Below are 14,873 nucleotides of genomic sequence, written 5' to 3' on the forward strand. Positions count from 1 at the left end.
AATTTCTAAGCCTCTGTATGAAGCATTTTCTGAGTCAAGGATTCCAACTTTTCACTAAATTTCTCATCTTTGAGCACGCGCCCAAGTGCGGCTAGAGCGTCTTTGCGGTCCTCCGGATGAAGCCCCAAGAGCCTCTCTTGCCAATCCGACTCAACGCCGTTCCAGATCTCTTGTGCCTTCCGGTTCGGGTCTGAAATCCAACGTTTGAATTCCCTCAAAAGCGGTGCGTGATGCGGGAAGTTGAAGTGCAGTGAATACACCGTAGCGTAAACGTCGGCTCGTTTGGGCTCAGCTGCCTCAGCAATCTTGTTGATGTCTTTGAGATAGGCCTTGTGGTCTCTCGGTTTGAGCCCAGGATTTTCAAGCGCCAAATATGCATCAGTGAGCTCCTTGATTTGATCCGCCTTAAACGGCTCACCGGCCATATAGGTGCTCAACAAGCCATCGATGGCTCGCCGTAGTCGTCTCGACTCAGCATGATCATCGTCGATAGCCGCGCTCGCTTTCGGCCGACGGACGAGTGGTTCGTCTTCGGTCTCCAGCGCTTCCTTCAACGACTGTGTCGCCCGGCTTTGCATGGGCTCCTCAAGCCACTCAAGGAAGGCGTCGATGGTCTCTCCCATGTCCCGCGTGCCAAACTCGAGTGCTGCCACTATTTCCACAAAATAATGTTCTTTCTGGCGTTCAGTGAGGCCGTTTTTCCAGTCGATATAAATGGCTGGTCGATGGGTCTCGCAAAACTTCACGAAAAGTTCTGCGAGCTCGCGTTCTTGGCTCCATATGGAGTCAAAGAGGTTGACCCCCTCAAGGGGACCATCCTGATTTTCTAAGAGGTCTTTCTCGTAATCACTGAGCATAGCTCCCTCGGTTGCTTTATCCTAAAGGGACTAGGTAGCACGTTTAGCCAGAAGTTGAACCACGGCCGACTTTCCGCGGTGATAGGCGCCTTCTTGAATGTCGCGCACGCGCTCTTTGAGATGCATGATCTCGAGGGATTCAAACTCCCGGCGCAAATCTTCGGTCTCGACGAGGAGTTCAACCACAGGTGGGCCGCCAGTCTTGTACTCAAGTTGTCGCGGCGAGTAGAGTTCGACGATGGCAACGCCGCCCGGTTTGAGGGCTTGAGCCGCCCAGAGGTGCATCTGTGCGCGTTTCGGAGCTGGAAGATGCGCAAAGATGGCCACTACCGCGTCGAACGAGTCTTCAGGTGGCTTCCACTCGAAGAGGTCGGCGACCTGGGTTGAAATGGTCACACCACGGCTTTGAGCGAGCTCCTTGGCCCGCTCAAGACCAGCCTCTGCCTGGTCCACCGCCAGCACGTCGTGACCCTCCTGGGCAAGCCAGACGGCGTTTCTACCCTGGCCTTCAGCCAGGCAGAGCACCTTTCCCGATTTCGGGATGTGGCCTGCCACTTCTCGCAGAAAGTCATTTGGTTCCTCGCCGTACGCGAATTCTTCTTCTTTATATCGCTCGTTCCAAAAATCCTTGGACATCTGTGCTCCTTTTCTAGTCTTGCGCCGAGCTGGCGTGCAGTTTCTTAAGGTCACCCAAAAACAAGGGCGTTGCCAACACAAGAAATCCGACGCTCAAGCCTGCCAGAAGGATCCATCGATTTAACTCCAAAGTGTGAAATGTGGCCGAACTGATGGCGAGCCAAAGCAGGGCGATGCCTGCTCGCACGCGCTTGAGCTGGCTCGGCGACGACTTCCACGAAACAGGTTGTTGGGATGGCGCCCGACCCGCCCGTCATCTTGACGCTGGGCCTTCTTCTGGCCGCAGGAAAAACTCGGCTCTGGTTGTTGACTATCCCGACGTTGTGGTGCCTGGCGAGCGGAGCCACCGCGTGGGTCCTCGGCTACTGGCCCGGGCTCTTGATGCCAATCCTCGCCCTTGCGGCATGCGTGGTCGCTGTACTGGGAAATCGGTCGAAGCATTATTAGGTTTGCTCAGTCTGTGCCCATATCGTTTGTCGGTTCAGAGACTGGAGGTTTGCTACAAAAGGACTTCAGGGTTGGACCCGCTTCAAGTAGTTCCTGCCGAACAAAATCATTATCCGCCACCAAGTCACCCTGGAGGTCAGCTTCTAACTCTTCCAAAGTGACGCCATCGTGCCAGGACTCTGGAAGGTACTTGCACCCGCCGACCTCATTGATGGGGAAGGTGACCTGCCCTGCGGAATGGTTCCCCCACGGCATTTTCCCGGTGTGTAACACCCCATTGGTCTCCATGAGAAAGAGGACAACTTCCTGTCCAACCTGCAGCCCGGTGTCACCCGACCATCCAAGCTCGTCGCTCACTTCTATAGCGGGAGAGTTCGGCCATTCGGGAAGCCAAACGGCTCCCTCTCGTCGAATGGGCAAGCTTGCCCAGGTTAAGTATTCTGGTCGCACATTAACAAAGATCTCACCGCTTTCGCCCTTTAACGCCTGCGAGATTTGCACCCCAACTCGCAATGTCCACGAATAGCTGGTTTCCGCACAACCTGTGCGGTCATCAACCTCCAAGAAAGAAATCGAACTTACCTCACCAACCACGATTCGTTGGACAACCTCATCAACATCACCTCCGCTCAGATATCTCTTGTCCTCATCCTCACAGATTGAATGATCAATGCTGGAAGAAGGGAGTTTCAACTCCCTATTTTGGGGGGATGGGCTATCCCCATTGTTCGAACAGCCGAGCGCTCCCACCAATAAAAATAATATACTTTGCTTCTTCATTTTATTCTCCCCATCTAAGGTAATTCGAAACAGTCCAATCTCCGATCCCGGAAGCTCCGTTGGCCGTGACTACCTGATTAAGGTGATTGAGAGCACCTCCTCGAACCACGCCAAACCCACAATCCCCTTTCACCAACGAAGTTGTTGTTCCACGATAACGAAAGATTCCACTCTTCCATCGACTGTAGGAGGGCTCCAATGACTTCATCTACTGTCAAACCTCCCAGCGTTCCTGACTCATCATACAAGAAATCTTCAAATGATTGATAATGAAGCCAAACGTCAATTTCAGCATCGGGGTTACCTGCGTTGGCCACGCAATGTGCAGGGTCAGCATTAACCGTGTATGAAAAAAGCCAAATTATGAAAAAGGTGAAGAGCTGAAGAGCTGAAGAGTTCATGCGTTCCTCCCATGTCGTGAATCGTATCATCCATAACTCTCTCGATCAACAACAAGAGTTAGTGTGAGACGTTGCTTTCATGGATACCCCCGTCCAGTTTGCACACTTTCACCATGTAGATAACAGCGTTTGATTTCTTGAACTCTTTGAACCAAAGGTTCATGTTTTCTTCGCCGCCTCCGGGCCAGATAGGTGGCCCCGCCTCGAATGAAACTTTCCGGAGTCTTTCGTGAGATCGCAGTTTTGGAGGCGCCGCGATAGATACTCCGCTCAAAACACCCAAGCCGTAGAACGCCCAAACGAAGTAGGACGCGGCCCAGTTTAAGACGCTGTAGCGCCCACCAAAAAAATCCCAACCTACAAAGCCGACTAAGACGCAGACCATGAGCGCAGAAGCCAAGCGCCGCCCCTTATTGCCCCTAAGCGCGTAGACCGCAAAGAGCGCAGCCGCGATAGACGCCACGTGCAACGGGAAGTAGTCCTCGAACTGAGAGACGAAAATCTCCACGTACGCGTCTGCGTTGAACGGGATGAAGTCTTGGATGGAGTAAGAGAAGAACTCGGGCATCAAGCCCCCTCAAATGCCTTTAGAATCGCATCACGACCGGCTTGGTCAGGCAGAGTACCCGTGCACGCCACCATATTCTCCTTCATATGCTCGACCTTTGACGTGGCCGGGATTGCACAGGTGACGGCCGGGTGTGAGACCACCCATTTTAGAAGAAGTTGCGGCCACGTGGTGCAGCCGAGCTCTTTGGCAATGTCTGGGAGTTTAGCGCGCCCTTTGAGTTGGTCCGGCAGGGTTCCTCCTTGAAATGGACGATTGGCTAAAACAGCGATGTTTCGGTCTTTCGCAAGAGGTAAAAGGCGGCGCTCTACCTCGCGATCATCCACATTGTAGGTCAATTGCACAAAGTCCAGTGGGTATCGCTTCATCACGGACTCGAAGTCAGAATGCCGGCGTCCATGAGAGGTCGTAATCCCGACGTAGCGAATCTTTCCTTCCTTCTTCATTTCGAGGAGCCTTGGTAGATGTTCTTCCCAGTTGAGCAAGTTATGAACTTGCATCAGATCGAATCGCTCTACGCCCCATTTGGAGCCAGACTGGTTGAGGTCTGCGGCTGTGTCACCACTGCGAGTCCAGATTTTATCCGCAGAGAATACCTTGGGTCTGTTAAGCTTGCTGAGGGCATAGCCCATCACGTTCTGGGCAGAGCCGTACATCGGCGACGAGTCCACCACTGTCCCTCCCGCCTCAAGGAATGTACTCAGGACCTGAGTACGACTGTCCATCAAAGCCGTGTCAGTACCCACGTTAAACGTCTGCCACGTTCCCATGCCAATGACGGGTATCGCCTCTCCCGTAGAATGGATGGGCTTAGTCAATATCTTTGGACGTTGCGCACCAAAGAGTAGGGTAGGGCTGCTCAGGACCATGCAGTTTGCGGCACTCAAAATCAGAAAATCTCGTCTTTTCATAATTCTCTCTCGTTGGGCACAAAACGAGCGAAGTCGCTTATGATATTCCCACTTGTTTCTTGGAATTATCCTCTCTCTTCGATACGGTTTGCGGCCCACTAAGTCGTTTTTCTGTGTTTTTGCATCGACTGCAGAGAGATATGAACCTAGTTTCCGGTTTTAGATGTCTAATTTTATGTGTTCGTAGGAAGGATAGTAGTTTTGTTGAATTCCGAGATTCCGTGGGCACGTATTGCCGCGATTTGGGCTGAGCTTGCAACCGCCCCAGTCAATGCGCCGGACGAGGCGCTTCACCACCTCTTTGACTTGATTTGTGAGCTTACACGAGCAGACGATGCGATATGTGTGGTCGCGCTCCGATCGTTGCCTAGTGCAGATTGGGACACCGACCCACTCCATGGATGGCGCTGGATGCACACGTTTCGGTACGATGACCGTCATGACGTGACGTTTGCAAATTTCTGGTCGCAGGACCCGAAGAACACGATTCATAGCCGTGTGTTGCAAAAGGCCGTGGAAGGTTTTGGTTCACATCGCGCCCTCCTGAAGAATGATGTCATCGGCGATGCGCCTTGGAGCGAGAGTCGAGTTGGACCACTCTTCACTCATTACGGTATAAAGGATCGCATCACCGCGGCCTACTCCTTGAGCTCAGATATCGAGGTGTTCTTTACGGTGGATAGAAAAAAGAGCGCGCGGCCGTTTGGCGAAAAGGAGCGCGATATTCTACTTGCAACACTACCGGGATTAGGTCCGATTTGTCTTCGACTCGCTATGAGTTTTGGTTTTGTTGGCTCCAAGATGAAGCTCACACCGCGAGAGCGGGAGACCTTGATTCATCTGCTCGACAAGAAAAGCGAGAAGGAAATCGCGGATGAAATGGGGCTTACTGTGAGGTCAGCCCATCAATACGTGGTCTCGATCTACCGAAAGTTTGAAGTCAATAGTCGCGCAGAGTTGATGGCGCTCTGGATGAGCACGCCACCGATGCGCCAGACGCGAGATGACGTGGCTCGGCTTGCTAGCCTGGACGAAGATTCCGAGGGGATTTCGGGGTAGTTTAGGAGGCGGAGCGAATCAATTTTGCAAGGTCGCTCAACTTGCTGACTTGTGCGAGGTCTTCATCAGGGAAGGTAGTGTTGAGGCGCTCTTCAATCACACCAACCATCTCCATGGTCACAACCGAGTCGATGGCGAGGTCACGGATTTTCATGTCCATGTTCGCAAGCGTCACTTCCGCTGATTTCCCCGGTGCGACTTCATCCAGTGCCTCTTTGATGAGGGCAATCACTTCATTATCGTTCATTCTGACTCCTTAGGGTCTAAAATCTGTGTATTTCAAATATCTGTTCAATAAGTTCAATCAATTCGGCGCAGAGCGTACTGAGCGAGAGATTGATAGTGATTCTGGAAGCCCACGACGCAAGTATGAAGGTAACGGTCGTAGTCTTCGAAAACTTTGTCGCCCCATTTGTCGCGGATGAGCGCTTCGTGGCTTCGAAGGCGGCGCAACCACTCTGCGCATGTCTTCTCATAATGCTCGCGACGCGTTTTGACTTCCATGATTTCCCAGTAGGGATTGACGGCCATGACGATGTCTTCGAGGCGAAGAGAGAGTCCGCCCGGGAAGATTTCCTGAGTGACCCAGCCGATATCTCTGAGGTGCTCACGGTTTCTTGGCACGCGGTTTCTCAAGATCGTTTGAAGGCCAAACCAGGCGCCTGGACGGGTCCATTCGTGCGCCTTGCGGAAATAATCGCGGTACATACCGATGTGTTTTCCTTCGCGGACCTCTTCAGGCGTGGCGATATGCTCCATCATGCAAATGGAGATGACGGCATCAAACTTCTCGGTGGGTTGGAAGTCCCTGTAGTCGGTCACAGTCGCGAAAACGTTGGGGATATTGCGATCAACAATCTCGGCGTGCTGGGCGCGACTGAGTGTGATTCCTGTGGCCATCGCCACGTGCCTTTGGGTGGCGAGGAATTCGAGGTTTGCGCCCCATCCACAACCAATATCCAGTACAGAGGACTCGGAGTTCACGTGGGCAGCATCGGAGAGCCAATGCAACTTCTTCATCTGTGCTTCTTCGAGGTTATCAGTACCCTCATAGAGTGCGCAGGTGTAGTTCATCTTCTCGTCGAGCCAGAGCCGGAAGAACTCGTTGGAGACGTCGTATGAGACTTCGACTTCATCTTGTGTAGACACGATACTATCCTTGTTCTGGTGCCGGCTAACGCGCGGTCACAGTGTACTTAACGCGGGTCCAAACGGACCGCGCGACATGTTTTGCCATGGTGAGTTTTTGCCCCGAAGAGCCCATTTGCCTCGAGCCTTGTGAGCCGAGAGAGCCTTCGAGGTAGAGTTGTCGAGTTTTTCGGCGCTGGAGCTTGCCCGAAGACGTCTTGGGAAGCAGTCCAGCATCGAGTACGACGACCTCAGCGACTTGGACAGAGAACTCTTTGCTAATCGCGTCCGTGACGGCCTCTCGAATCGTCTGGTTATCAGCGTCGGCGCGCTTCTCCAGCGCGATAACGAGCTCTTCGGTGGACAAGCCAGGAACCGAAAACGCCACCACATTGCCTTTTCGAACACCATCGATTTCCTGCAGAGGCCATTCGATGGATTGCGGGTGGATGTTGCGGCCGTTCAGAATAATCAGGTCCTTGAGGCGTCCTGTGACGTAGATTTCTCCGTCCCAAAGATAACCCAGGTCACCGCTTCGCAACCAACCGTCGCGGAATGCTTCCTGAGTTGCCTCGTCGTTGAGGTAGTACCCGGGCATGACCGAGGGCCCCTTCAAGCAGATCTCACCTTCGCATCCGTCAGGCATCTCTTGATGGGTTTCCGGAGAGACGATCTTGACTTCGTGGCCTGGGAAAATCGGTCCGCAAGAGACGTGTTCAAGAGCGAAATCACCGGTTGCTTCGATGGCCCGACCTTCATTCTCGAAAGCTTCGGGATCCACGTATCTTACGCGCATCGTCTGGCCGGCTTCCTTCAGGCTGATGGCGAGCGTGAACTCGGCCATGCCGTAAGCAGGTAGAATGGCGTTGGTCGGCATCTTGCTGTTTTCCGAGAAGAGCTCGACAAAGTCTCGAGCCGATTCCGGATTGATAGGCTCAGCACCCACGCCAACGATGCGGAGCGTGGAGAGGTCCCAATCTTTGATTTGGTTTGGCCGTGCACGCCGAGCTGCAAGCCCGAGCGCGAACGGTGGCGCAAATGTAATGGTGGCCTTGTATCTAGACGCCGTCTCCATCCAAGAGTTTGGATGCTTGAGGAAGCGTAAAGTTGGGATGAATTGGCAACTGACTCCCCAGAATGCGGGTGCGATGACAAAGCCAATCAGCCCCATGTCGTGGTAGAGTGGAAGCCACGAAAGACCGCGGTCATCCTTGTCCGGGTCCATCTCAAGGGTCGTCATGATACCAGTCACGTTGGCATGCAGCGTGCCGTGCGTCACAATGACGCCTTTCGGGTCGGCAGTCGAGCCGGACGTGTATTGCAAGAATGCAATATCTTCCTGAGTGATGGTCGGGAATATGGGCGCCGGGCCACCCTTTTTCAAAGACTCGATAGCCACGAGCTTTCGAACCGAGGGAACGCGATCCACCACCGACCAAAGCACGTTTTGGAGCTTCTCCGAAGCCAGAAGGACTTCTGCCTTTGCTGTGTCGAGGATTCGAGTCAAACGATCCATATAGGCGTCGATTTCGCCCATGGACATCGGTGGGTAGAGCGGAACAGGAATGACGCCGAGGCGAAGAGCGGCAAAGAAACTCAGGACAAAGTCTTCGGGTTCAATCACGATGATACCGACGCGATCTCCTTTTTTGAGTCCGAGCTTGGCCAGTGCTGCTGCGCGCGTGCCGGTTTCGTCCACCATTTGTCCAAAGGTGTAAAACGTCTCCTTACCGGTCATGTCCTGGAAGGTAAAACCGTGTGTTGGATATGCTTCGGCGCTGGCTTCGAGGGCGGTTGCGAGTGTGTCGGAAACGGGTTCCATGCGTCTCATTATCCGGCCTCCTGGTACGTGACCATGCGTGATTTTTCGGGGTCCCATACGCCACAGCTAAATACCTTGGCTATGACCTTTGGATGCCACGTAACGCGGCCTGGTGACTGGAGTTCTGGCATAGCGGCCATGGCCTCCGGAAGCCGGTAAAACGGGATATTATGGTTCAGGTGGTGAACGTGATGGTAGCCGATATTGCCGGTAATCCAGTGCATCCATCCCGGCATGTCGAACATGCTCGAAGAATTGAGCGCCGCGTAGGTGTAGTCCCAGTCGGCGCGTCCTCGAAGCTTACAATCAGGGAAGTTGTGTTGCGCGAAGAACAAGAAGGAGCCGAGACCCAACGCCACGATATGCGGGATGATGATGATGCAGAGCGCGGTCCAGAGGTTGGTCAGCGCCCAAACGCCACCGAATAGGCCGAAATGAAGCAGAAGGGCCACGGGGCCGCCCCAGTGGTTCTTTGGGTCGCGTTTGAAGGGCGAAATCGCCATGCCAATCAAAAACACCGTGAAGTACCCGCCGAACACGTTAATCGGGTGCCTAGCCGCACGGTAAAGAAGCTTTTGTTTTTTGCTCATTCGGCGCCAGAGGCGAGTGGTCACGAGAGGGAATGACCCGATGGAAGAGCCGAAAAGCTTGGAATTGTTGCGGTGGTGGTAGTCGTGAGTTTCTTTCCAAACCGAGCGAACTGAGAGCTGGTAGAATCCAAGGCAAGACATGATGGCGCTTGCGAGTTTGGATTTCTTGAAAATCGCGCCGTGCAGGTAGTCGTGATAGAAAATAAACGCTCGGATTTGTACCAATCCGAACGCAATTCCGCAGAGGAGTTGAACCCACCAGATTGGGGCAAAGACGGCTCCGGCGGCCAGCGCAAAGAGCACCACAGCGGTCTCGATGAGCAGTCGCCACGACTTTGCGCGGTCTTCCTTAGCGAACTCTTTGGTTGCGCGTACGAGCTCGCTGTCAGTGCGCATTTTCGGCGGTGCTGGCTCGCTCAGGGCCTCGGGTTGATTTTGGGTATCGCTCAGTCCTAGAAGAGCAGAAGAAAAGATCATATTTCTACCTGGATTTGCTCGTCAAAGTGAAAAGCGGGAAGTGCCTAACATGCTGAAACTGTGCGCGCAAGAGCTTGTTTCAGATGCTTAAAAAACCAACCGGTCGGTTTTGTTTCTGAGGGAGCAATCTACCAGTTTTTCCACCACGGTTGTTTGGGCTCGTAGACCCCAGGTTCGACGTATTCTCCGGGGCGCGGTGCGACCCAACGGTAGCCCTTTTCCTCGGCTATCTTGGCGAACTCTTCCGCGGGGTCTTTCCAGCCGTGGAGCCCGAGGCTAAAGGTGCCCCAGTGAATGGGCATGATCACATCGGCTTCCATCTGTTCGTAGGCACGAATGGCGTTTTTTGGGCCTAAATGAACGTCGCTCCATGCTTCATTGAACGCACCGACCTCGAACATCGCGAGGTCAAAGGGGCCATAGCGCTCAGAAATCTCCCTGAATCCCTCAAAATACCCTGTGTCACCGCTAAAGTAGACGCGGTGATTGGGGCCGATGATTGTCCACGATGCCCAGAGCGTGGAATCTCGGTTGAAAAGGCCTCGTCCCGAGAAGTGCCTCGAAGGCGTTGCGGCTATCTTGATGGCGCCGATTTGGATCTCATCCCACCAATCGAGCTCGCGAAGGCGATTGGCCGGAATTCCCCGCTCTTCGAGGTGCGCCCCTACGCCAAGCGGGACAAGGAATAGAGCGTCTGTAGTGTCTACGAGTTCCTTGATGGAATTCATGTCCAGATGGTCGTAATGATCGTGAGAGATGATTATGGCGTCGATAGGCGGAAGGTCTTTGATGTCCACCGGAGGTAGGTGAAATCGGCTCGGCCCGATCCACTGGAAGGGTGATGCCCGTTCAGAAAAAATCGGATCTAAGAGGATGTGTTGCCCAGCGGTTGAAACAACGACTGTGGAGTGTCCGAGCCAGGTCACGCGCAGCGATGCCGACGGAATGTCGGAGAATTCCGGAGTCAAGGTCGGCGGGTAATCTTCAGGGGTTGGGTCGGGAGGCTTGTTCCAAAACGCCTTGAAGAGCTCCCAGCGTTTTCCGGGCTTGATACCCCCGGTAGGAATGACGTTCTGAAATTTTTCCTCGACGTCATTCCATTGCTCTGACGCCTTCATGCGTTCGAGCCGTTCGCCATCGGGCGTCCCGCCAAACGAGGCTCCGCACGCGGTCAGGAAAAGTGCGAAGGAAGCGGTAAAGAATTTCTTGAACATTCGGCACCCGAAGAAAGTTTGGTCTTCATCGGATGCATCAAATCCGTTTTAGTCGCAGGTTCTAACGACAACCGATACGTTCGGTGGCCACAACCACGTCATCGTAGTGAATGATTTGTTCGTCGGAGACCGTTAGCCCGCGATCTTCCAACGCTTGTCGTTTGTTGTTGCTAGAGTTTCTCTCGTAGTAGGCGTCCAGAATGACGGACTTGAAACCGACTTCAGGGCTCGTGCGGAAGTTAAACCCTTCAAAGGGCATCGGGTCTGTGCATGCCGAGAAATCACATCCGTCGGTATGGAAGTTAGCCCTAAGCCATGTTCCATCGGGATGGCCTTGCCGATAGTCTCCTACGAGCTCGTCATCGATCCAAAAGGTGAGCTCTCCGTCGTATTGGTTCGGTGTGTTCGCTTTGGCACGCATCTCAACGCAGAACCACTCGTTACGAGGGTAGGGTGTCTGCTCCGGCGGCTGGAAGACGTTGCCGTAATGGTAGGTGGTTCCCTGGTCTCCGGCGCAGCCCGGCGTGGTAGAGCCGTCGTTGCACCTTCCGGAGCGCATCTCGTGCCAGTAGACGTAGAAGTTGAAGACGTCGTCGTTGTTGATGTCGAAATCGAACCAAAACCCGTCTTCACCTGCGGGAACTGTGTTCGCGAGCCCGCTTCGATCCCATTCGGCATTGCCGGCCGAGACCCTCACCCAGTGATGCGGATTGGGCGCGACCACCGGCATCCGAGCGTAGAAGCGCCAGTAGATCTCCTCTTGTCGGTCGAATCCGACCCGGGACTGTGAAGAAATGTACTCGGTCTCCTGGAGGTCTTGGCGAGTGACGCGTGATTGCAGGTATCCATTTCCGGAGTTCGCGGAATCGTTGGATTGCATGGTCAGGTATCGAGTATCCTGCGAGGGGGCATCCCAGCGTCCCCAGCCGCTCTCGAAGTCGTCGAAGAAGAGCACCGCGGGGTCAGCCTCAATTCCTTCGTCGTTCGGGTATCGCTCGCTCAGAGTTCCCGCGTTTGGGTTGGCGTCAGGTTGGTCCTGGTCAGTGCCGGAATCTGGCGTGCCGGAATCGGGTACTGTGTTGGAGTTCGGGATGTCCGGTGATGACTGGTCCTGCTCAGCCGCATCTGGCAGACCTTGGTCTTGGTCAGGTCCAGGTGTTGTGGATTCGGAGTCTGATGAACAAGAGAGAGCTAGGCCGAGTGCGGTGGCCAGGATTACCGTTTTGAAGTCGCGCATGGTGGTCCCGGTGGGTATTGATAAACAGTTGTACGATGGTCTCCAGAATAAGTTGTTTTGATGTATATTGCACGTGGCGTTGGCTTTTTGGTTCTTTGGCTTTGCGTGGTTGGTAGGTGTTTATGGGCTTTGTTGTAATTTTTGTCCTCTTCTTGGCGGCATGTGGTTCGGAGACGCCGATCATGGACACGGATCTCATGGACACGGATCAGCCAGATATGGCTCTGATCGGCGACGCATGGATGGAGGAGCCCGAACCGGAGCCTGAGCCCGAACCTGAGCCCGAACCTGAGCCTGAGCCCGAACCCGAGCCCGAACCCGAGCCCGAACCCATGTGCGAGTTCATCGAGGCATGCGACGAGGTGTCTGGCAGCGCCCAAGAGCATTTCATCGAAGAAATTGGTTCGTGTGCGTTTCAACTCGTGCTTTACGACCGTACTCAAGCAGCTCACGCAGAACTGGACCAGATTGCGGCTCAAGCAAAAGGTTATGTGAGTCTGAACGACCTCAATCTCAACCGTGAGGCAACTCCCGGTGTTAGTGCGGATACGGCCGACCGACTCAAGAACCACGACTATTTCGGATTTCGATGGAACACGGGTGATAACGACACTACGGCCTGGTACCCACAAGGCATGACCGGGAACGAAGATGCCGGTCAAAGTGGGCGGCGCTTCCTTGTCTCCTGGTACGACAAAGCCAACAATCCTGCGAAGGGTGTACGTATCTCACTCGTGGATCTTCAGGACCCGAACAATATTCGGTACCGCCATATTCTGCTGGTGGAGCCCACCGCCGATGGGTTTGGACCTGTGCTCACCGGAGGCGGCAATCCACTTCACGCTGGCGGCATCGTTTGGATCGGAAACCTGCTCTATGTCGCGGACACGGGGCAAGGTTTTAGAGTCTTTGATTTGTCTCGTATCATCGAGGTCTCACATACCGATGACACGTCCAGGATAGGCGTTTCCGCAGGACGCGTGGATGCGTTTGGCTACAGGTATATCGCGGGGCAAATCGCGAGGTACAGGCAGCCAAACGATGCGTGCAATATCCGCTTCTCGTTCGCTGGACTGGACAGGTCCACGCAACCCGCGACCATCGTTTCCGGTGAATACATGGTGGATAATACCACAGGCCGGCTCGCGCGTTGGCCGGTTGACCTCGCTAGTGGCTGGTTGATCGAGGAGGTGGGGCGAGTCCGCGCGACAAGCGCCTACATCGCTGGCCAGACCCGCATGCAAGGTGCACTGACCCGAGGAGACGAAATCTATATCTCGTCCTCAAGTCAGTACCAACGTTATGGCCGACTCTACCGGACAAGGGTAGGGCAGGAGAGCTCCATCTCGGCGTGGGTCTATGGTGCCGAAGACCTCTATTACGAAGCTTCAACTGACCGTATCTGGACGCCCGCGGAACATCCCGGGGACAGAGACACCGTGTCGATTCCGAGGCGTGACCCCTAAAAGATGGAGGGGTTAGTTGGTTCGGCGTGAGCGCTGCGAAGAGTTTCGCGGTGACGAATTGCGCGGACGAAACCCTCGACCACTTTTCTTCTTCTTCGGGGCAGGAAGCGCGCAAGCTTTGAGCGCCTCTTCCATGTGGAAATCGTGGTCCACGACATGGGGAATGCTCTCTCCGATGATCTTCTCGATATCCTTGAGGTAGCCAGTTTCGGTCTCGTCACAGAACGAGATCGACGAACCACTTCGCCCGGCACGACCTGTTCGACCGATTCGGTGAACGTAGTTCTCCGAGTCGTTCGGCAGGTCGAAGTTAAAGACGTGGGTGATTTCTTCCACATCAATTCCGCGTGAGGCGATATCGGTAGCGATTAGAAGTTGGCTCTTGCCGTTTCGGAAGGCGTCCAGAGCGCTATTGCGCGCACCCTGGCTCTTATTTCCGTGGATAACTTCAGCCTTAAATCCAGCGCCGAGAAGCTTCTTGTGAACCTTGTTCGCGCCGTGTTTGGTGCGAGTAAAGACGATGGCCTGACCAACATCCTCCGTCTTCAAGATGGACATCAAGAGTCCCGGCTTATCATTTTTGGCCACAAACATCACCTGCTGAGAAATCTTCTCAACGGTGGACGATTGAGGCTGAACCTCGACCCTGACTGGGTTGTCCAAAAACGAGTTCGCGAGTTCTTCAATGGCCTTCGGCATCGTGGCTGAGAAGAGAAGGTTTTGCCTCTTTGCAGGCAATTGCTTCATGATTCTCTTGATGTCCGGCAGAAAGCCCATATCGAGCATGCGGTCAGCTTCGTCGAGCACGAAGAATCCGACGTTCGAAAGGTCTACATAGCCTTGATTTCCAAGGTCGATGAGCCTTCCTGGGGTGGCGACGATGATGTCCACACCTTCTTTGAGTCGGGCGATTTGGGGCTTTTCGTTGACGCCACCAAAAATCACGACCTGTTTGGTCTTTAGGAATCTTCCATAGGACTGAAAACTCTCACCGATTTGAGCGGCAAGCTCACGAGTTGGAGAGAGAATCAAAGCCTTTGGGACCCGCTTTTTCGAGGGTTCGGATTGAGAGATATGTTGGAGAACTGGGAGCGCAAAAGCGGCTGTTTTTCCCGTTCCCGTCTGGGCACAACCGACCACATCGCGGCCTTGTAGCAGGGCCGGAATCGATTTGGCTTGAATGGCGGTTGGGTGGGTGTAATCGTTGGCTGTCAAAGCCTTCTGAAGAGGCTCGATAAGTTTCAAATCTGCAAATGTCGTCAAGAATACCTTCCGGTCAA

General features: G+C 54.1%; 16 protein-coding genes. 3 read left to right on the plus strand and 13 right to left on the minus strand.

What is annotated here, in order from left to right; all coding sequences use genetic code 11:
* Window positions 1-5: 5 nt before the first annotated feature.
* Both FRD01_RS23140 and FRD01_RS23145 read right to left on the minus strand, forming a co-directional pair.
* Entirely contained in the window at window positions 6-857 is an 852-nt protein-coding gene (locus FRD01_RS23140; RefSeq protein ID WP_146963444.1) for a hypothetical protein, read from the minus strand.
* Between the two features lie 30 nt (window positions 858-887).
* On the minus strand, window positions 888-1,493 hold the full coding sequence (locus FRD01_RS23145; RefSeq protein WP_146963446.1) for a class I SAM-dependent methyltransferase: 606 nt from the start codon (window positions 1,491-1,493) through the stop codon (window positions 888-890).
* 234 nt (window positions 1,494-1,727) lie between these two features.
* Between FRD01_RS23145 and FRD01_RS23150 the strand changes: the two genes are divergently transcribed.
* Window positions 1,728-1,940: a hypothetical protein gene (locus FRD01_RS23150; protein ID WP_146963448.1), complete on the plus strand. Its 213-nt coding sequence runs from the start codon at window positions 1,728-1,730 to the stop codon at window positions 1,938-1,940.
* A gap of 6 nt (window positions 1,941-1,946) precedes the next feature.
* On the opposite strand, the gene FRD01_RS23155 is transcribed toward FRD01_RS23150, so the two are convergent.
* From FRD01_RS23155 to FRD01_RS23170, 4 genes are all read right to left on the minus strand, one after another.
* Window positions 1,947-2,720, minus strand: a complete 774-nt coding sequence (locus FRD01_RS23155) for a hypothetical protein (RefSeq protein ID WP_146963450.1) — start codon at window positions 2,718-2,720, stop codon at window positions 1,947-1,949.
* Window positions 2,721-2,797: 77 nt separating this feature from the next.
* Entirely contained in the window at window positions 2,798-3,121 is a 324-nt protein-coding gene (locus tag FRD01_RS23160) for a hypothetical protein (RefSeq protein WP_146963452.1), read from the minus strand.
* A gap of 58 nt (window positions 3,122-3,179) precedes the next feature.
* Complete coding sequence (locus tag FRD01_RS23165) at window positions 3,180-3,689, minus strand: hypothetical protein (protein WP_146963454.1); 510 nt, start codon at window positions 3,687-3,689, stop codon at window positions 3,180-3,182.
* Window positions 3,689-4,600 carry an aldo/keto reductase gene (locus FRD01_RS23170; RefSeq protein ID WP_146963456.1) on the minus strand — a complete coding sequence of 304 codons (912 nt, stop codon included), beginning with the start codon at window positions 4,598-4,600 and terminating at the stop codon, window positions 3,689-3,691. Before FRD01_RS23170 ends, FRD01_RS23165 begins: the two co-directional genes overlap by 1 nt.
* A 201-nt stretch (window positions 4,601-4,801) precedes the next feature.
* Here FRD01_RS23170 and FRD01_RS23175 point away from each other — a divergent pair, with 201 nt between their 5' ends.
* Window positions 4,802-5,659, plus strand: a complete 858-nt coding sequence (locus FRD01_RS23175) for a response regulator transcription factor (RefSeq protein ID WP_146963458.1) — start codon at window positions 4,802-4,804, stop codon at window positions 5,657-5,659.
* 1 nt (window position 5,660) lies between these two features.
* Here FRD01_RS23175 and FRD01_RS23180 read toward each other — a convergent pair whose 3' ends face one another.
* The 6 genes from FRD01_RS23180 to FRD01_RS23205 all read right to left on the minus strand — a co-directional run bounded on the left by FRD01_RS23180 (window position 5,661) and on the right by FRD01_RS23205 (window position 12,127).
* Window positions 5,661-5,906 carry an acyl carrier protein gene (locus FRD01_RS23180; RefSeq protein ID WP_146963460.1) on the minus strand — a complete coding sequence of 82 codons (246 nt, stop codon included), beginning with the start codon at window positions 5,904-5,906 and terminating at the stop codon, window positions 5,661-5,663.
* Between the two features lie 53 nt (window positions 5,907-5,959).
* Window positions 5,960-6,808: a class I SAM-dependent methyltransferase gene (locus tag FRD01_RS23185; RefSeq protein ID WP_249755850.1), complete on the minus strand. Its 849-nt coding sequence runs from the start codon at window positions 6,806-6,808 to the stop codon at window positions 5,960-5,962.
* Window positions 6,809-6,833: 25 nt separating this feature from the next.
* Complete coding sequence (locus tag FRD01_RS23190) at window positions 6,834-8,618, minus strand: fatty acyl-AMP ligase (protein WP_249755851.1); 1,785 nt, start codon at window positions 8,616-8,618, stop codon at window positions 6,834-6,836.
* On the minus strand, window positions 8,618-9,676 hold the full coding sequence (locus FRD01_RS23195) for a fatty acid desaturase family protein (RefSeq protein WP_146963466.1): 1,059 nt from the start codon (window positions 9,674-9,676) through the stop codon (window positions 8,618-8,620). The genes FRD01_RS23190 and FRD01_RS23195 overlap by 1 nt, the downstream gene beginning before the upstream one ends.
* A gap of 128 nt (window positions 9,677-9,804) precedes the next feature.
* Entirely contained in the window at window positions 9,805-10,890 is a 1,086-nt protein-coding gene (locus FRD01_RS23200) for an MBL fold metallo-hydrolase (protein ID WP_146963468.1), read from the minus strand.
* Between the two features lie 61 nt (window positions 10,891-10,951).
* Entirely contained in the window at window positions 10,952-12,127 is a 1,176-nt protein-coding gene (locus FRD01_RS23205) for a hypothetical protein (protein ID WP_146963470.1), read from the minus strand.
* 122 nt (window positions 12,128-12,249) lie between these two features.
* Here FRD01_RS23205 and FRD01_RS23215 point away from each other — a divergent pair, with 122 nt between their 5' ends.
* Window positions 12,250-13,593 (plus strand): procyclic acidic repetitive family protein, encoded by a 1,344-nt coding sequence (locus FRD01_RS23215; RefSeq protein WP_249755852.1) that lies wholly within the window; start codon window positions 12,250-12,252, stop codon window positions 13,591-13,593.
* Between the two features lie 12 nt (window positions 13,594-13,605).
* On the opposite strand, the gene FRD01_RS23220 is transcribed toward FRD01_RS23215, so the two are convergent.
* Entirely contained in the window at window positions 13,606-14,856 is a 1,251-nt protein-coding gene (locus FRD01_RS23220; RefSeq protein ID WP_146963474.1) for a DEAD/DEAH box helicase, read from the minus strand.
* Window positions 14,857-14,873: the final 17 nt, after the last annotated feature.

The sequence above is a fragment of the Microvenator marinus genome (genome assembly GCF_007993755.1).
Lineage (GTDB): Bacteria > Myxococcota_A > Bradymonadia > Bradymonadales > Bradymonadaceae > Allomicrovenator > Allomicrovenator marinus.